This window comes from Chromobacterium sp. FG89 (assembly GCF_057808735.1).
This window is the reverse complement of the sequence record NZ_JBMDIQ010000010.1, coordinates 22317-39522: the sequence shown is the minus strand read 5'-3', so window position 1 is coordinate 39522 and position 17206 is coordinate 22317. Positions and strand designations below refer to the sequence as shown.

At 64.8% G+C, this 17206-nt stretch carries 17 protein-coding genes; 7 read left to right on the top strand and 10 right to left on the bottom strand.

Annotated elements, in window-relative coordinates; all coding sequences use genetic code 11:
• Positions 1-17: 17 nt before the first annotated feature.
• Together blaCHC and ampH are read right to left on the bottom strand one after the other, a co-directional pair.
• The gene (blaCHC, locus tag ACODRW_RS11655; RefSeq protein WP_488905808.1) at positions 18-1184 is read right to left on the bottom strand and encodes a CHC family extended-spectrum class C beta-lactamase; all 1167 of its coding nucleotides are present in this window, start codon (positions 1182-1184) and stop codon (positions 18-20) included.
• A 220-nt stretch (positions 1185-1404) separates the two neighbouring features.
• Positions 1405-2517, bottom strand: coding sequence for a D-alanyl-D-alanine-carboxypeptidase/endopeptidase AmpH (ampH, locus tag ACODRW_RS11650; RefSeq protein WP_488905807.1), 1113 nt, complete (start codon positions 2515-2517; stop codon positions 1405-1407).
• A 487-nt stretch (positions 2518-3004) separates the two neighbouring features.
• On the opposite strand from ampH, the gene ACODRW_RS11645 reads away from it, so the two are divergent.
• Positions 3005-3706, top strand: a complete 702-nt coding sequence (locus ACODRW_RS11645; protein ID WP_107799571.1) for a hypothetical protein — start codon at positions 3005-3007, stop codon at positions 3704-3706.
• 53 nt (positions 3707-3759) lie between these two features.
• Here ACODRW_RS11645 and ACODRW_RS11640 read toward each other — a convergent pair whose 3' ends face one another.
• Genes ACODRW_RS11640 through ACODRW_RS11625 form a run of 4 tightly spaced genes read right to left on the bottom strand, consistent with a single transcriptional unit; the run spans position 3760 to position 7895 of the window.
• Positions 3760-4953, bottom strand: a complete 1194-nt coding sequence (locus ACODRW_RS11640; protein WP_488905806.1) for a hypothetical protein — start codon at positions 4951-4953, stop codon at positions 3760-3762.
• The gene (locus ACODRW_RS11635; protein WP_107799569.1) at positions 4950-5876 is read right to left on the bottom strand and encodes a glycosyltransferase family 2 protein; all 927 of its coding nucleotides are present in this window, start codon (positions 5874-5876) and stop codon (positions 4950-4952) included. The genes ACODRW_RS11640 and ACODRW_RS11635 overlap by 4 nt, the downstream gene beginning before the upstream one ends.
• A gap of 25 nt (positions 5877-5901) precedes the next feature.
• Positions 5902-7083: a hypothetical protein gene (locus ACODRW_RS11630; protein WP_488905805.1), complete on the bottom strand. Its 1182-nt coding sequence runs from the start codon at positions 7081-7083 to the stop codon at positions 5902-5904.
• Entirely contained in the window at positions 7080-7895 is an 816-nt protein-coding gene (locus ACODRW_RS11625; protein ID WP_488905804.1) for a hypothetical protein, read from the bottom strand. The genes ACODRW_RS11630 and ACODRW_RS11625 overlap by 4 nt, the downstream gene beginning before the upstream one ends.
• Before the next feature lie 351 nt (positions 7896-8246).
• Here ACODRW_RS11625 and ACODRW_RS11620 point away from each other — a divergent pair, with 351 nt between their 5' ends.
• The gene (locus tag ACODRW_RS11620; protein WP_253315299.1) at positions 8247-8603 is read left to right on the top strand and encodes a DUF4180 domain-containing protein; all 357 of its coding nucleotides are present in this window, start codon (positions 8247-8249) and stop codon (positions 8601-8603) included.
• Between the two features lie 85 nt (positions 8604-8688).
• Here ACODRW_RS11620 and ACODRW_RS11615 read toward each other — a convergent pair whose 3' ends face one another.
• Together ACODRW_RS11615 and ACODRW_RS11610 are read right to left on the bottom strand one after the other, a co-directional pair.
• Positions 8689-9057: a LecA/PA-IL family lectin gene (locus tag ACODRW_RS11615; RefSeq protein WP_107799565.1), complete on the bottom strand. Its 369-nt coding sequence runs from the start codon at positions 9055-9057 to the stop codon at positions 8689-8691.
• 155 nt (positions 9058-9212) lie between these two features.
• On the bottom strand, positions 9213-9551 hold the full coding sequence (locus ACODRW_RS11610; protein ID WP_253315298.1) for a hypothetical protein: 339 nt from the start codon (positions 9549-9551) through the stop codon (positions 9213-9215).
• A 162-nt stretch (positions 9552-9713) separates the two neighbouring features.
• On the opposite strand from ACODRW_RS11610, the gene ACODRW_RS11605 reads away from it, so the two are divergent.
• From ACODRW_RS11605 to ACODRW_RS11595, 3 genes are all read left to right on the top strand, one after another.
• Positions 9714-10085, top strand: coding sequence for a hypothetical protein (locus ACODRW_RS11605; RefSeq protein ID WP_199225877.1), 372 nt, complete (start codon positions 9714-9716; stop codon positions 10083-10085).
• Positions 10082-10723: a CHAP domain-containing protein gene (locus ACODRW_RS11600; RefSeq protein ID WP_488905803.1), complete on the top strand. Its 642-nt coding sequence runs from the start codon at positions 10082-10084 to the stop codon at positions 10721-10723. The genes ACODRW_RS11605 and ACODRW_RS11600 overlap by 4 nt, the downstream gene beginning before the upstream one ends.
• A gap of 248 nt (positions 10724-10971) precedes the next feature.
• On the top strand, positions 10972-12306 hold the full coding sequence (locus tag ACODRW_RS11595) for a glycoside hydrolase family 3 protein (protein WP_474453661.1): 1335 nt from the start codon (positions 10972-10974) through the stop codon (positions 12304-12306).
• A gap of 118 nt (positions 12307-12424) precedes the next feature.
• Here ACODRW_RS11595 and ACODRW_RS11590 read toward each other — a convergent pair whose 3' ends face one another.
• Together ACODRW_RS11590 and ACODRW_RS11585 are read right to left on the bottom strand one after the other, a co-directional pair.
• The gene (locus ACODRW_RS11590) at positions 12425-13513 is read right to left on the bottom strand and encodes a chitosanase (protein ID WP_227103522.1); all 1089 of its coding nucleotides are present in this window, start codon (positions 13511-13513) and stop codon (positions 12425-12427) included.
• A 244-nt stretch (positions 13514-13757) separates the two neighbouring features.
• Positions 13758-14966, bottom strand: coding sequence for a hypothetical protein (locus tag ACODRW_RS11585; RefSeq protein ID WP_488905802.1), 1209 nt, complete (start codon positions 14964-14966; stop codon positions 13758-13760).
• A 395-nt stretch (positions 14967-15361) separates the two neighbouring features.
• Here ACODRW_RS11585 and ACODRW_RS11580 point away from each other — a divergent pair, with 395 nt between their 5' ends.
• A complete protein-coding gene (locus ACODRW_RS11580; protein ID WP_235088319.1) occupies positions 15362-15853 on the top strand; it encodes a surface-adhesin E family protein in 492 nt (163 codons plus the stop codon).
• Positions 15854-16092: 239 nt separating this feature from the next.
• On the top strand, positions 16093-17124 hold the full coding sequence (locus ACODRW_RS11575; protein ID WP_253315292.1) for an SGNH/GDSL hydrolase family protein: 1032 nt from the start codon (positions 16093-16095) through the stop codon (positions 17122-17124).
• Positions 17125-17206 lie beyond the last annotated feature (82 nt).

Sequence of the window (17206 nt, the reverse complement as noted above, 5' to 3'; positions counted from 1 at the left end):
ACGATGGCCGCGCGGGATCATGGTTGAGCGGCGGGCGCGAGTCCGCCGTCCAGCCGCGCCAGGATGCGGTAGGCGGCGCTCACTCGCTCGGCCAGCGGATAGGACTTGTTGGCCAAGAGCACGATGCCCAGTCGTTTTTCCGGGATATAGGCGGCGTAAGCCGAAAAGCCGTTGGTGGACCCGGTCTTGTTGATGAAGGCCCGCGTTTGCGGCGGCAGCGGCGGATCCAGGCGCTGCGCCGGCATGCCCTGATAGATGTAGGCGGGGGCATTGCCGCTCAGCAGCCGCGGCAGGTCCACCGGATACGGGTATTGTTCCCAGATCAGGCCTTGGGTCAGCACCCCGGCGCGGTAGTAGCCGATATGGGTGTCCTCGAGCGCGGCCCGCAGCTTGGGCGCCATGGGCAGCAGGCCCATATTGGCGTTGAGGAAGCGCGCCAGGTCGGTGGCGCTGGTCCTGACGCCGTAGGCCTCGTCCGCCAGCAGGGCCGGAGTCAGCCGCGCGGGCCTGTCGTTCTTGTCGTAGCCCTGGGCGTAGTCGCGCATTCTCTGGGCGGGGACGTTGACGAAGCTGCTGTCCATGCCCAGCTTGGCGAAGATCCTGCCTTCCACCGCCGCCGCGTAGGGCATGCGCATGCTGGCGGCGGCGATCTGGCCCAGGACGCCGATGCCGATATTGGAATAGACCCGCTGCCCGCCCGCCGGCTGCCTGGGGCGCCAGCGCCGCATGAATCGCAGCAATGTGCCGGCGTTGTCGACGTCGTCCGGCACGAACAAGGGCAGGCCTGAGGTCTGAGTGCCCAGGTTCAGCAGCGTGACCCGTTCCAGGCCGCCGCCGGCCAGCGCCGGCAGGTGCTGGGTCACGGGGTCGGCCAGCGAGAGCCGGCCTTCGGCCTGGGCGTAGCTGGCCAGCGCGGCGGTGAAGGTTTTGCTGAGCGAGCCGATCTCGAACAGCGTGGCGCGCGTTACCGGCCTATGGTCGGCCTTGGAGGCGACGCCGTAGTTGTAAACCTGAACGCCGCTGTCGACGGCGAGGCCCACCGCCATGCCGGGGATGCCGTGCTTGCGCATCAGCGCCGGGATTTCCGCGTCGACGGCGGCTTGGGGCGAAGGCGCGGCGGCCAGGGCGTGGGCGGATAGCGCGGCGCAGGCCAGCAGCAGGACGCGGCGATTCATTGCGGGCATGACGATGCCTCCTTGTCGATGAGGATGTGGGAAAAGAAGGAGCGGCGCGAGTCATGGCGTCTGCGCGTCGCCAGGGCCGTTTGGCGTCTGTTCAAGGCCCCGCGAGCGAGGCGAGGCCTTGCGTCCGATCAAGCCGCATGCGCCTGGGCGATAGGGGGATTTCGAAACGGCGTCTGCCGCATCGGGCCCCGCGACGCGCGGCGAATCGCAAGCGGCTTTCTTAGGAGCGGTTCAGCGCCAGCAGCAACTGGTTCACGCCGTCGCTCATCGCCTGGTAGCGGGTCTGCTTGCCGCGGGTCAGCGCCACCCATACCGCGGTCTGCCGCTGGGGATCGATGGCGACGTAGCTGAAAAAGCCGCCGCCGCCGGCGGTTTTTTGCAGGAAGGGCCGGGTGTCCGGCTGTTCGTGCATCGCCACCCAGCCCAGGCCCAGCGCGTCGGCCTTGCCGGGCACGTCCATGCCGGCGAGGCTGCGCAATTCGGCGCGCTGATAGCGCATCTGGAAGGTTTGCTGGTACAGGCGCTTGCGCTGCTCGTTTTGCGGCCGCACCAGGTCCTGCAGCCAGCGTTGCATGTCGGCGGCGGTGGAATAGACGCCGCCGCTGCCTATGGCCGCGCTGGTGTTGACGCAGGGACTGGCCTCCACGCCGCGCAGCAGGCGCGCGCATTGGGCGGGGCTGGGGCTGAAGGTGGTGTCGCGCATGGCCAGCGGCCCGGTGACGGTGTCGCGCAGCAGCGCCGGATAGGGTTTGCCGGCGGCGACGGCCAGCGCGTCGGCCAGGTAGTCGTAAGCCAGATTGGAGTATTGCGCGCTCTGACCCGGCGCGAAGCGGGCCTTGGTCTTGGCCAGCCAGCGCCAGCGCTGCTGCTGATTGGGCCAGACGAAAACCGGCGTGTCGCGCGGCTTGACGCCCGGCAGTTCGCGCGGGAAGCCGCTGGTGTGGGTGGCCAGGTGGAGCAGGGTGATGGGCTGGCCGGCCAGAGCCTTGGACTGCGCGCTTCCCGCCGGCGCGAACTTCCGCAGCGGATCGTCCAGCTTGAGCCGTTGGTCCAGGACCATGGCCGCCAGCACTTCGCTGGTCATCAGCTTGCTGAGGCTGGCGATGCGCAGCAGCGAATTGGCGTCCGGCGTCTGGCGGCTGCCCGGGCGGGTCTCTCCGTAAAAGCGTTGCAGGCCGCCTTGTTTGTCGACGACCACCATCACCATGCCCACCGCCTGGCTATCCTTGAAAATCCGCTCGGCGTGCTGGTTCAGTTGGGCGATGGGCATGGCGGCCTGGCTCAAGGCCGGCAGGGCGGCCAGGGCCAGGCTTATGAATCCCTTTGTTCTCATTGATCTTGCTTTCCCTTGGATGAGGCGGCGCGCCGGCGGCGCCGTCAGATGGCGTGCATTTTAGGGGGGAGGCGGTGGGCGGCATAGCGCGCAATATGTAACGACTGTAACCAGAGCCGCCGACCCAGTCCGAAAGTACAGGCACGCCCGGTTTTCAAGATGCTATTACTGGCTAGTCGAAGTCCCTATCGCCGCCATTATCGGCCCCGCCTCGTCCGCGCCAAGGCGCCCGCCCCTGATTGACGACTTAGTGGCTGTTTGTTCGCCCGCGCCGCCGCGCGGGGGAGGAGAGATCCATGCGCAATCACGCAATCATCATCTCAAGCCAGGGGTAGAACCGCTGGCAAAACCCGCTTGAACGCGCCAGCCCGCGCGCCGCGCCGGCGTCATGCCGTTTGCGCGGGTTTTGTCAGCTGCTGTTGCCGTAGGGAGGTCGCCGGCCTTGGGCCCGCGCCTGGGCAGCTGACTCACTTTGGAGGAAAGCGTCATGCCATCAGTCAATCAGTTCGCCTATGTGCCCAACACCAGCACGTATAAGTTCGCCTATGGCGGCTCCATTCCCAATATGTCGATCGCCAATATGCCCAGCGACACCAATTGGGCGCGCTGGACCATGCTCAACGACGGCGAGTATTACCGGATGTATTTCTTCAAGGGCAGCAGCGCGGACACCTTGTACCAGGCCGCGTTCAATCCGGCCACGTCCAAGTACGAGTTCGGCTTCCACTCCATCCCGGAGTTGAAGATCACCGGCGCGCCGCCGGACGCGGACGCCAGCAGCGTGTCCATGCTCTACGACAGCAGCACCAGCACCTATCGCTTGTATTTGCGGCGCCTGGGCGCGCCCACGGTGCTGTACCAGTTCGGTTTCAACCGCTCCACCAACCACTATGAGTACGGCTACAACTCCATTCCCACTCTGAACGTCACCGGCGCGCCGGGAGACACCGACTTCCACCGCTGGTCGATGTTGTTCGACGGCAGCACGTACCGCTTGTACGCCTTCAAGGTGGGCAGCGTGGACACCTTCTACCAGTTCGGCTACAACCCGCAGACCCAGGCCTACCAATACGGTCACGATTCCATTCCCATCCTGACCCTGGTGGGCACGCCGGCCAACAGCAATCTGACCAGCATGTCGATGTTGTTCGGCCAGGGCGATTACCGCTTCTACTTCCAGACCTTGTAAGCGCGCGGCGGGCAAGGGCGGCGGACGGCCGGGACGGCGGTCCGCCGGCGGCTTCAGTCCCGCAAATCCACGATGGGCGGCGTCTTGCTGGTGACGGGGTCCAGCCGCCATCGCACCCGCGCGGTCAAGCCGAGCGCGAAGGCGCCGTCATCCGGCGCCAGGCCCAGCAAAGCCGCCAGGCGCGCGCGCAAGGCCGCTTCCGGGCCGGCGTCCAGATGTTCGGCCAAAAGCAGGGTTAGCCGCTCGCGGCCGGCCGGGTCGCGGTCCAGCTGGATCTGGAAAGCGTGCTCCGCGCCGGTCAGTTGCGCGAAATCGTCCAACTCGTACGTGGTTTCATTGAGGCGGAAGGACCGGCCGTCGCGGCCGCGCAATTCCAGCCAGCGTTCGCCGTCGCACTCCACCCAGCGGCCGATATCGCCCAAGCAGTAACGGAACACCGGGAAGCGCCGCCGCCAGGCGTTGCTGACCGCGATGCGGCCGTAACCGGCGGCGTCCGGTTGCAGGATCTCCGCCGCCACCCGAGGCAGCACCCGGAACAGGCCGGGGCGGCGGCTGGCGTCGCTCCAGGCCCAGATGCCGGTTTCCGCGCCGCCGTACAGCGACCAGACCTGGGCCGCGCCCAGCGCGGCGCGCAGCCGCGCCAGCGTGGACGCGTGCAGGGTTTCGCCGGCGTACAGCAGCTGCGGAATCTCCAGCCGCTCGCCGGCGGCTGCCAGATGGGCGGCGAACAAGGCCAGCCGCGACGGGGTGCCCAGCACGTGGCTGGGGCGGAATCGCCGCGCCGCGGCCAGGATGTCGGTGTCGGCGGCGTGGGCGCTCATCGGCAGCGTGGTGGCCTGACAACGTTCCAGCACATCGTCGACGATGGCCGCGGTGCGGTAGAGATTGGCGTAGCCGAACAGGTTCAAGGCGATGCTGGCGGGACCGAACACCCCGTCGGCGCGCAGCCGGTCCGCCAGCGCCTGCCGCTGGGCCAGGTTTTCCGCAATGTCCACCGGGAAGATCAGCGCCGCCCGGGTGCTGCCGCCGGAGCGCACCAGATAGAGGCCGGACGCTTCCCGCTCCGGCGAAAACGTCTCCAGCGCGGCTTGCAGCGTCGCCTTCTCCAGCGGCGGCGCGTCTTCGGCGCAAGCCACGCCGCGGTAAAGCGTTCGATAGAAGGGGTGGGCGCGGGCCAGTTCGAAGCACTCGCGCAGCAAGGCCTGCTGGCGGGCCGGCGCGGGCGGCTGGGCGGGCGGCGCCTTCATGCCGGCAGCCTGGCCGTGTCCATCGGCGTCAGTCCCAGCTGGATCAGCAGCGGACGGTGGCGGCTCAGGAAGGCGCGCCGCTGCGCCGCGTCCGGCAGCGCTTCTTGCGCGTAGTCCAGCCAGCGCTGCGCCAGCATGCGAGCCAGGCGCAATTCGTCCGCGTCCTGGCTGCCCGCGTAGCGCAGCACCGTGGGCGGGGTGGCCAGCAGCCGCCAGTCCCGGCACGGCCGGTGCGACAGGCTGTCCGCCAGAATGCGGAAGCGGATCAGCGGCGCGGACAGCAGGCCGGCGCGTCCGCCGTGCGCGACGATCTCTTTCAGCACCCGGTACCAGAAATCGATGCCCTCGTTCAGCCGCGCGCCGGCCACATAGCGTTGCGTCAGCAGCCATTGCCGCCGCGCGGCCACATTGCTGGCCCGCCCCATGAAGAAGTCCGGGTGGCCGGCGGTGCGCAGCGGGCGGGGCAGCAGGAAGGCTTCGTCCTCCAAAGGCTCCAGTTCGGCGCGCAAGGCGTCCAGCTGCGGAAAGCGTTCCTCAGGCGGCGCGCTGTCGTAGCCCAGCACCGCCAGGTCCAGCCGGTGCTCGTTCATTTTCTGCTCCAGCAAGCGCAGGCAGTCCGGCCGGTAGCAGTCGTCGGCGTCCAGGAAGCTCACTAGTTCGCCGCCGGCCCGCGCCAGGCCGGCGTTGCGCGCCGCGCCGGGGCCGCTGTTGCGCGGCAGCCGCAGCAGCACGCTGCGGGTACGGCTCAAATCCTGGGCGTGGTGGCGCAAGGCCTGCTCCGCCGCCTCCGCGCCGTCGTCGGTGCTGGCGTCGTCGACGATGATGATCTCGTGCGGCGCCTTTTCCTGCGCCGCCAGCGAGGCGATGGTCTCGCCGATGTAGGCGCGTTTGTTGTACAGCGGAATAATGACGGAATGCCGCATGAAGCCCCCTGTGCGCGAAACCGGTTCAGGCCGTCGCGGCGGCGGAGTACAGCTTGCCGCGGCGCTGGTGCAGATTGATGATCAACTCGTCCGAGCCGCGAAACACGCCGGGGCCGTAGCTTTCCGCGTCGCGGCACAGCTGCATGCCCACCAGTCGGATGCGCTGCCGGCTTTCCGGGTCCACGAACTCGCTTTGCTCGATGTAGTCCTGGAACATGTATTGCGGCCATTGCCCCAGCACCAGTTCGCGCCAGGCGGTTTCGCCGCAGGCGGAGCGCACCAGCGAGCCCAGGCCGCGGCCGCCGCTGCTGGGTTTGGCGATGAAGTCGCCGGCGCGCGCCAGCAGGGCCTCGGCCTCGTCCCGCGAGGCCGGCGCGAAGGAGGGGATCAGAAAGGGGCGCAAGGCCGCGTAATCGTCGGTGTCCAGGCAGTCCCGCATGATGTCCTCGCGATTCAGGACCGCCAGCACCCGCTTGTCGTGCACCAGGATCAGCGTGCGGATGTCGTTGAAATACGCGCCGCCGTCCAGCAGTTGGTCCAGCACCCGGTCCGGCAGCAGCGGCAGCTCGCTGCGATCCATTTCCAGTATGCAGCGGTTCACCGTCCGGCCGTCCAGCCGCAGCTTGCCGTCGCGGACGCTGAGCGCCTCCGGCCGGGCGGACAGAAAGTGGACGCCGTCGCGGCGCAGCGTTTCCGCCAGCAGGAAAATCTCGGTGCCGGGTTCGCGGGCGTGCGTCAGCGCCACCACGCAGCCGGGCGGATGCCATTGACGCAAGGTTTGCAAGAAGGCGTCGTCTCCGGCCGGCTGACCCAGCCAGCGGCTGATCATCCAGCCGTTCATCGGGTAGCGCGCGCCCACCTCGCAAATGCGCGGCTGGCCATGGCGGTCGTAGATGAAGTCCGGACGGTAGAAGCCCACGCGGTAAGGCCGGCCGTGCGCGCGTCGCAGCAGCGCTTCCATGGCCTTGGGCAGCTGATAGAGCGCCCGGATGCGCGGATCCAGAAAGTAGCGGCCGACAATGGCGCGGAAGGCGGCGTCCAGCAGCGCGCTCAGGCGCCGCAGGCTGCTCAGATAGTCGGCGGACACCTCCACGCGGGCGCGCGCCAACTGTTCCGGGGCGAATAGGGGCGGCGCGCCCGGCGGCCAGGGCGGCGGCGCGGCGGTCTGGTCCGCCAGCCGCAAAAGCGGAGGCCGCGGCCGGCTCACAGCGCCTCCGCGGCGGCGTCCCGCGGCACCGTCGCCAGCACCGCCGCCTTTTGCTCCAGATAGGCGCCGACGATGCCGTCCAGGCTGTAGCGCTCCAGGTCCAGCGCCATGGCCCGCGCGTAGTGGTTTAGGGCGTTCATGGCGTGGAAGAAGTGGTTTTTCTCAGTGGGGCCGCAGTGCACGCTGATCCAGCCCAGCGTGCGGGTGGCGTCTCGCTCGGCGAAGCCCAGCGTCCGGGTCAGCCAGCGGCGGAACAGCGGCAGGATGAATTCCACCTCGCCATGGGTGTAAATCTCGTGCGTCAGCGTGGTCAGCAGCGCGACGGCCAGGTCCGGCTCGCGCAGCGACTGATGATCCTTCCAGCTTTTGAAGGCCTTGGCGCTGGGGTGGAGATAGGCATGGGACAGCCACTGGTCATCTCCGACAATGCCCGTGGCCATGTTGTAGTACATCTGCGCGTGCAGCACCTTGTGCGTGACCGCCAAATCCTCGTCCACGATGCGGTTCAAACAGACCATGGCGGCGAACAAGGCCTCGCGGTCCGCCACCGGCTGGCCGGTGTGAACCAGCAGCGTCAGCCGGTTGCTGATGCCGGCCACCGTCATCGCGCTATTGTTGGTCTGGCTCCAGCTCTGGAAAAAGCGCCGCAGCGTTTCCGGGCTTTGCCGCCGCGAGGTCAGGCGCGCAAAGCCGGATTCGATCGCGTCGAAGTGGCTGCCGTGCCGTTCAAAGGCTTGCAGCAGCTCGCGCTTGAGGTGGGACGCGGGCAAATCCCGCAATACCGGCATGATGATCTGGCTGAGACGGTGCATGAACGGAACCCTTGCTTGCATTGAGCGCCGCGGCGGCCCGGGCGGAGCGGCCGCCGGCCCGGTTTCTTTTACGCTTGCGCAAACATCAATATGGTTTAAGGATCAGACTGCCGATATAGGTACTACCACCATATTGAAAATCCGCATGAATGATCTAGGAGCCAGTTCAAGGTCCGTCGCGCTTCGGCGACGCGGTGTTAAACACGTTTCTCTCTGTGCTTGCCGTCTAGGCTCGCTCTTGCTCGCGAGCCTTTGAGCAGGTCTTAAAAGCCATGCTCAAACGGCGCTTGTCGCGCGGCCATGTCTTAGTCATGATTTGCTTTTGTTTTTCATGCAAGGGAGAGCGTGCCGATGGAAACCCGAGTGACGACCGTCAAGCAGACGAAGTTGATCGAGTGCAGCGCCGGGGTGGCGAGCCTGGACCAGGCGCTGGATTTGGTGGCCTTGTGCGCGGAGCACGACGCGCCGCGCGTGCTGCTGGCGGAAGAGGCCTTGCCGCCGGCTTTTTTCGATTTGAGCAGCCGCTTCGCCGGCGAGTTCGTTCAGAAGCTGGTCAACTACCGTCTTGCCGTGGCCGGGGTGTTCGTCGACGGCGCCGCCTACGGCGAACGTTTTGGCGAATACCTGAGCGAAGCGCGCCGTGGCCGGCAGTTTCGCGTGTTCGACGATAGAAAGGCGGCTCTGGCCTGGCTGGCGGCGCAGCATTGAGCGCGTAGCGGCTCGGACAGCGTGAAGGCGGGGAAAGGACGCGGAGCAGCCCCTTGCGGGGCTGCTTGCGAGCGGAAGGGCGGGATCAGACCGCGTCTTTGCCGATGCTTACCTGGAAGGAACCGGAGTTGTTGCCGTAGGTGCTGGGCACATCATTGTAGTACAGCGTGATCTGGCCTTGCGCGTTGGCCGGCGCTTTCCAGCGGAACAGGCCGGTGTTCACCGGGATGAAGCCGCCGGCGCCGATCTTCATCACCAGCGCGCCGCAGTAGGCGTCGCCGCAGATCAGGCCCTGATTGGGGTGGCTCTTGTCGCCCTGAGGGCCCCAGTTGGGCTGCGGGCCGTAGCCTGCCCAGCCCGACGCGACAATGGTGATCACATCGCCGGGATTGTAAGTGATGGTGGTGGGTTCCCCGTTGGGATTGTTCGCAGCGACAGTACCGGTCCAAGCCATGGTGAATCTCCAAAATGAAAGTGAGAGAAAGCAGATTCGACGTCGCGCCGACAGCGCGAGGAATATGCTTATTTCATTAAAGTTGGCGATGGGGGTTTTAGCCGCTGATCTTTCGGCGAGGTCGGCGCGGGGAACTTTGGATAGCTTGCCGGCGCTCAGCGGCCTTTATCCAGCTTGCAGGCCAGGCCGGTGCCGGCGAAGCCGCCGTAGAGCTTCATTTCATCCGGCAGCTTGCGCGTGATGAAAAAGCTGTCCGGCAGCCCCAGGCCGGCCTTGTCGCGCGGCCAGGTCAGCAGCCCGCGTTCGTCCATATAGCCCTGAAAACGCTGTTCGCCGCGAATCAGCTCCACCGTCTGGCTCTGGCGGCTGAAGTGGAAGCGAGTGGCGTCGGCGCAGTGGTAGCTGGCCTGCATCGCCTGCGGCTTGCAGCCGGCCAGCAGAACGAGCAGGGCCGGCGCCAGGCTGGCGAAAAGGAAACGGGCGGGGACGGACATGGGCGGCGTTCGGGCTGAGGACGGAAGGCCGCCAATATAACAAGAGCGGCCGGCGGCGGCTAGCCGCGCTCCGGGCGAGGCTGGTTCATCGGCACGGCAACTGTTAACATGCCGATCGAATTTTAGGCCGCCTGTCTCGATGGCGGCCGCAAGGAGACCGAGATGTTCCCGCGAAAACCGATGCTGTTTGTCCTTGGCGCGCTGACGCCGTTTGCCGCCATGGCGGCGGATATTTATATCGGCATGCTGAGCGCGCACGAGGGGAGCTTGCGGCTGACCCGCTGCAGCATCGGCAAACCTATCTATCAGTTGCTGAGCCAGGAAGGCCGGCCCTTGGCGGAATGGCCGGGCCTGTCGCCGCAGGCGCTGGAAGAACAGGCCAAAACCTCGGCCCGGATCCTGGGCGAATTCACGGAGCGGGACGGCAAGCCGGCCTTGCAAGTGGAGCGCATCGACGCGATCCGTTCCGGCGAGTCCTGTCATCTGGAGGATTGGCTGGACGAGCCGGTCAAAGCCGGGCCCGGACAGCAATGAAGCTGAGCAAGGGCAAGGCGGCGCTGACGCTGCTCGCGCTGCTGAGCGGCGCCTACTGGGCGGCCACGCATCTGAACAGCAACTGGGGCCGCGCGGTGGGCGAGCCTGTGGACGCCTTCAACGGCGTCGCCGTGTATTACAACGGCGGCGTGCAGCATGTGGAAGGGCGCAATCTGGCGCCGGACGGCTACAATCTGGGCCTGCGCTATCAGTGCGTGGAGTTCGTCAAACGCTATTACTATCAGCGTTTTGGCCACAAGATGCCGCAAGACAAGGGCCATGCCCGGGATTTCTTCCAGTCCCGTCTGGACAACGGCGCGCTCAATCCCGAGCGCGGCCTGCTGCAATACCGCAACGGCGGCGGCGACGCGCCGCGGGCGGAAGACCTGATCGTGTTCGCGCCCTGGATGTTCAACCGTTACGGCCACGTCGCCATCGTCAGTCGGATCGGGCCGGATTTCATCGAGATCATCCAGCAGAACCCCGGCCCGTTCGGCGAGGCCCGCGAGCGGCTGCCCTTGCTCATGGAGCAGGGCGTCCCGCGGGTGGACCATCCGCGGGCGCTGGGTTGGCTGCGCCGCGCGCCGCAGGCTTCGGCGCCGGCGGAGGAGGGCCTGGAGCCGGCGGGCGAGGCCTGACCATCTATTGTCTGCCGGCACTGCGGCGCGCATCTTCATCAGAAGCATTGGCTCTGGCCAGCAGGCCGTTATTTTATTCGCATGAGGCGTACTTGTCTGATCTTGGCCGCTCGATAAATCGTTGTGTGTTTTTTTATCGGCAACACGTCTATTTGTTTCGCATGGTTTTTGATTTTTGGCGTGAGTGTTTTTTACAAGCCGCTTTCTGGCTTCCTTGGTAACTTTGCTGAAACCAAAGGAGCTTTGTCATGCCGATCAATCATATCGCAGCCTATACGCCTCAAACTGTCGTACCCAATAGCGAAAATCAGTCTGTTCAGGATTTCTCAGGCAAATCAATCCGTGGCCGCGACGTAGTCTTAATCAACCCATTCTGCGAGGGAGGCGGGGATCATGCCTTGGCGAATAAAATAGCCAATCTTGCTTTAGAGGAAGGCTGCCGCGTGACGATTGTGCCCGTCTCCGCTAATGGAGGTGGCGAAAGTGATTCCGGTCAGCGCAATATCTCTCTGCATGGGGGTGGTCACGATGCCAGCAGCCTTAGTAATCCGGTATTCATCGTGGCTCCCGTGGGTATTTTGACAACCGAGAAGCTGGGCGAGACCATCAATCGATTATGCGATCAATATCAATTTCCCAAGGGTGACATTGCTCTCATTGAGGAAATGGATTTATTGGCTTCTCCCAGTCAGCAGTTGCCGGAGCGCCAGGAATTGTTGCAGAAAATGGGGTTTGGCAAGGTTGACGCGTTCAATCTGGGTTTCGGCAAGGGGGCGATTGGTTATCTGCCCGTTGATCCGCTTACTGTCAATACTGTCAAAGACCGTTTTGAAGGGGAGCTGGTCAAGCTACTGGATAGCTGCAATCTTTCGTTGGCGAAAGACAGTCACTATCATCTGGCCTACATCAGTTCGGATACTTGTATTACTGCGTCGCAAGTTTTTATCGCCAACACCCTCACTGAGAACAAGGGGAGTGGGAAAGACGCCAATTACGTCATGGTGTTGAGGCAGCTGGATGGATACGCCAAGAAGGTGTTGCCAAACAAGGTCAGTGAAATATTGAACCTGCGCAGCCAGCAACATGATTTTCCGGCCTTGTTCGCCAAGGCCAATATCGCGTTTGCCGATCCTGATACGGGCCGGCTTGAAAACAAGATGGAAATCAAGGGCGAGGGACAGGGGCAGCTCAATATTGTCTTTGCCAATGCCTTGCCGCAGAATATTTTCCATGACTTCATGTGTCTTGCTCATTCAGGCATGGCCAGCGGCGATCAATCCTTGGGCGAGTTTCTGTCCTTGACCGGAAAAATGCCTTACTACGATATGCAGCCATGGAAACAACCATTGGCCGAAGCCGTTAAAGAGGCGGGAGCAGAGTTGGGCGGCGCGGAGTTGAAGCAGGCGGTGGCGGAAAGAATTATCGGACGCCAGCCTTTTAGCGGGCGCATGGCTTATCAGATTGTTCCGAATCTTGGGCAGACGGAGCGCTCGGCCGAGCTGAACCATGGCTTGAACGCTTTGGATACGCTGATTAGCACCAGAACAGCCGATCGTCACATTCGAGCGCTGTTGACGCCGTAGTCAATCTCCTGGGCGGAAGCGCACGTCCCAGCCCTTCATCGGCCAAGCCTCCATGCCGAGGCCCGGCCCTCGCGGGGAGTTTCGCCGCGCGGGCCAGGGCCTTTTCCCATGCCTAGGTTTACTTCATCTTCCAGCTGGTGGCTTTCAGCACCGCGGCGTCGGCGTCTTTCAGATCGGTCTCGCCCTGGCTCAGCAGGCCGCTCCATTGTTTGACGCGATTCTTGCCATTGGGCGGCTGGTTGTATTCATTCGTGTCCACTACCTTGCTGCGCTCGGCGTGGAAACGGTTCATGAAGGTTTTTTCGTCGCCGCTGCCGCCGGAACGGGACAGCAGTCCCTGCAGCGTGTCGGAGCCGCCGCTGGCGCCCTGGTTCAGCGCGGTGTCCACGAAGGAGCCTATCGTCAGCGCGCTGCCGAAACCGCGCTGGCGCGCCTGTTGCACGCTGTATTGGATGTAGACCTTGTAAAAGGTCTGCCACATCGCTTCGCGCCAGGCGGCGTTGTTTTGCAGCGCGGCTATCTTGCCGCAGAACACCTTCTCGCTGTCGCTGATCTTGAGCACCGGCCCTTGCATGCCGCCGCGCACCCCGGCGCGCGCCAGTCCGCCGGCAATAGAGGGATTGCCGGCGCCGCTGGCGGCGTCGAACTCCTTGAACAGCGTCGGGCCGTCCGGCCCCTGATCGCGCGGGCCGCCGGTGGTGGCGCCGAAAATGCCGATGGTGAAGCCGCGTTCGTCGTCGATGTCCTCGCAATAGCCGTAAAACTTGGGCCAATCCAGCGAGTCTTGCTCCGGCTTGTTCACCAACTTCATGATGTTGTTCCACTGCTCGCCGTCCAGCCCGGTGTTGGCTTTCAGGAATTTCAGCGTGCTGGGGGAGAAGTTGGCGTCCGGATTGGCCGCTTTGGCCTTGCCGGGTAGCGCGCAGCGCGCGCCGGCGGTCCAGGGCTGGCCGATTTCCGCCGCGCCGCTGCTGGCGTCCGGCGTGTTGCCCTGGGTCCAGTAAACGGCGGTGAAGTTGACGCCGTGATGGCTGGCCACGCTGCCGGCCGGATAGGGCGTGGCGGCCTTCCACGGCGCGGCGCAGACCGCCAGCCGCGCCGCCAGTCTGGGAGCGCTGCCGGCGGGGGAGGCTTGCGCCCAGGATGCGCCGGCGCAGGCCAGCCAGCCGGCGCCGGCCAGGGCCAGCATCGAAAGTGTGCGTTTCAAAACGTTCTCCGGTAGACAGAGGTAGGGCGGCGCGAGCCGGGAAAACGCACAAAATGCCATACGGATTTTATTGGCGAAAGAGGGGGGGACTGGCAAATGGAACGGGCGGCGCGGATGCGCGCAAGTAGATGGGCCTTCTGTCGGCGTTTCAGCGTTGGAAGAGGGAAGTAGCGCCGCGCGCAGCAAGCGCATTCTATGCGGATTGGCGCGCGGAAAATTCAGGCGATGAGGTTTGGAGCGGGCGCTACTCCAGCCGCGTCACGTCGCTGCCCTTGTCCAGCGCAGGGTAGGCCAGCGCCAGGTAGTCTTGCGCAAAGCCGGCCAGGGCCTCGGCGGACGGCAGCGCGTATTCCCCGCTATTGGGATCGAAAAACCGGAATGTCCGCGCGGCATGATCCACCCTGGCCGCCAAGGCGTGGCCGACGCCTTGGGCGGGGCGGATGCCGATGTTGTACAGGCCGTCGCGCTCCAGCGCGATCTTGAAGCCCGGACTTTCGCTGTGGCCGCGAGGGCTCAAGCCATAGACGGCGAAATAGTCGGCGATGGCGTCTACGCTTCGCCACACATAGCTGTTGACCGCCAGTTCCATCACCTCGTCCCGTCCGCCCTCGGTTTCGATGTCGCGGAAAAAGGCCTCGGCCTCGTTTGGCCAGCTGCGCTGGCTGGCCAACCATTTGACGACCAGCGGGAAGCAAACGCCTTGTTCGCCTATCGTCGACCCCTGGATGAACGCGGTTTGCCGGAAGGCGCGCGCCTGCTCGCCGCCATGCGCCCGCGCGCATTGGGTCCAGGCGTCCTCCGATGCTCGCGCCAGCGCGGCGAGCAGGCTTTTGACCTTGCCGGGCTTGGGCGCGGAGCTGAGATCGACCTTGCCCAGTTTTCTTTCCGCGACGGCGATCTGTTTCGGCCGGCCGCAGGCCCGGATGCCGGACAACAATTCGGCGTAGCTTGCCGGCGGACGCTCGAAAGCCACGCCCACCATCTTGAAGCGGCGCAGCAGCGCCGGCGGCATGGCTTGCGGGAGCGGGGCGTCCGCCTTGGCCTCAGGCTGAGCGAGGCGTTGTTTGGCCCGCGTCACCACGCAGGCGCTGCGCAGCAGGCCCAGTTCTTCTCGAATCAGGCGGACTTGCTGTTGCATCAGGCTGCGCAGCAGCAGGCAGGAGCTCCTGTCCCCAGCCGGCGGCGGAGCGTTGCGGGGCGCGACGACGGGCGGGCTCAGGCGCAATAAAGCGGACAGCTTGAGCGGGCCGGAGCCGACGACGGCTCCCCGGGCGCGGAGAAAGTCCCTGGCGCGCCGGGTTTGTTCCGGGTGCAACAGATAGCTGCGGCCGGTGTACAGCACCAGCATGCCGTCTTTGCGCATGCCGACGCGGCTGTGTTCCTTGTGGTCTTGCAGGCGTGACAGGTCGTACTGCTGCGCCCGCAGTTGGATGGCGGTTGGAATGGTGCTCATGGCGGTTTTCCCGGCGAGGTGCTGATTTGGAGCGGCGGCGTCTCGGCGCGCCGTCCGAAGGGGACGGCGACGGACGCGCTGGGGAGCGAACCCAGGTTTGCCGCATGGTTATTTTATTGGGGCGCAGTGTGAAGGCAGAACGGCGGGGAAGACTTTCAGAAAACGATTCTGGCCACGGGCCGATGGACGGCTGGTTCAAGTGTAAGAAAACGCCCTTGATCCGCGACCCATTTACCAGCCTTGGCCCTGTGCGGCGCCGATTCGCCTTGCCGTGTTTCGGCTCCGCGCGCTTGACTCAGAGCGCGCCCGGCCATTCACAAGGAAAAACCAGGGCTGTTATCATGCCCGCCGCCGCTGCGTTGCGCGTATCGATTGGAAAAATATTGGGAATCAGAATGTTGAAAGTCATTGCCTGCGTTTTTATCTTGTTGTCCTCCATGGCCAGCGCCTCCAGCTGGGATTTCACCTACTTCAACCCCAGCGAGGGCGGCTTGTTGATCGATACCGACAGCATTGCGCAATCGCCGCACGGCACCGTCAAGTTCTGGACGCTGTGCGCGCCCAGATTCGAGGCGGACAAGCCGATGACGGCTTACGCCTACAGCCAGTCCCTGTACGAGATCCATTGCCGGCAGCGCCTGATCATGATGCCGATGACGGTGGCTTTCGATGTGAACGGCGAATCGCGGGAAACCGAGTTCGAGCACGCCAAGATGGAGGACATCCAGCCGGACACGCAGGAGGATTTTCTGTGGACCTATATCTGCAAGCCGGACAAGCGGCCGGACATGGCGGTGGCGATGCGGCAGGGCATTCAGGGCTTCTTGCGGGAGCAGAGGCGTTACGCCAGCGAGCATCTGGCGTTTCATCGGGATAAGAGCCGCTGATCGCGGCCGCCTACGGCAAGCGCCCTGCCTCGGCAGGGCTTTTTTGCGCGCCTTGACCGGCGGCGTGATCGTTTTAAGCAAGCTTGCGGGCTCGCGCTTGGGCATGCTGCGGCACATTGAAAACCCATTGACCGCGCCGCGGATCGCGCACAGGAGCTTACGCCATGCGGATGACTTGCAAACTCGTACCCGGAAAACTGCTGGTTCCCAGGGACTGCGCCCGGCGCGAGGAGGCGCGCTTGGCTGAGGCGTCCAGGCTGATCATGCGGCTGCGGCAATTGCGGCACGAGCCTTCCACGCTGTCGCGCTCGGACTCCGTCGCCTCGCTTGGCTTCGACAAAAAAGCGCTGTTCGCGCTGGCGCTGAAAAACCAGGCGGTGCAGGCCAAGACGCCGGCCGCGGCCGCCGGGGAGGGCAAGAGCCTGGGGCATATCCAGCGCCTGGTGGTGATAGGCGATAGCCTGTCGGACTCCGAAGGCCGCATGCTCAGCAAAACCCTGGGGGTGATGCCGTCCTCGCGCCAGTACTACGAAGGGCGTTTCACCAATGGCTTCGCCTGGCCGGACTTCCTGGCGTCCAGGGCTTTTCTGGGCAAGCCGGTGGTCAATTACGCCGAGGGCGGCGCGGTGGCCGGCAAGTATTCCAAGTGGAACCCGGCCTTCATGTTCATCTCCCATATGGAGCGCCAGATCAATAAGCACCACTTCCAGCCGGGCGATATGGCGGTGCTGGCCCTGGGGTCCAACGACTACATGACTTTCGGCAAGACCGACGTGGACAAGGTGATCCGCACCTACGAGCGGCAGATCGACAAGCTGGTGGCCAAGGGGGTCAAGGACATCCTGGTGGCCGGCGCGCCGGATCTGTCCAAAACCGTGAACGCGCGCAAACAGCCGCCGGCGGAGGCCGAAAAGCTGCACGACTTGTCTCAGCGGCATAACCGGCAGCTGAGCCAGGCGGTGGAGGCGTTGCAAGCCCGCTACCGCGACGCCGGGGTGACCCTCCGTTTCTTCGATATCGGCGCCAAGCTGGATTACCTGATGGAGCTGGCGGAAACAGTGGATTACGACACTCTGCACAATAAGCACGAGGGCTATATCGACCTGCCGCGCGTGCTCGGCTTCGCCGGCGACGCGCGGCCGCTGGACAGCTCGCATCGCCACCTGTTCCACGACGAGGTGCACCCCAGCCAGGAGGTGCACCAGATCCTGGCCGCGCACATGACGGACTTCATCCGCGAGCAGTACGGGCGGCCGGCCGACGCGTCTTAGAGCCTGCTCAAAGTCTCGCGAGCAAGGGCGAGACAAGGCGAAAACGAGCGAAAAAGCGGAATGCACACGTGGCACATGAGCA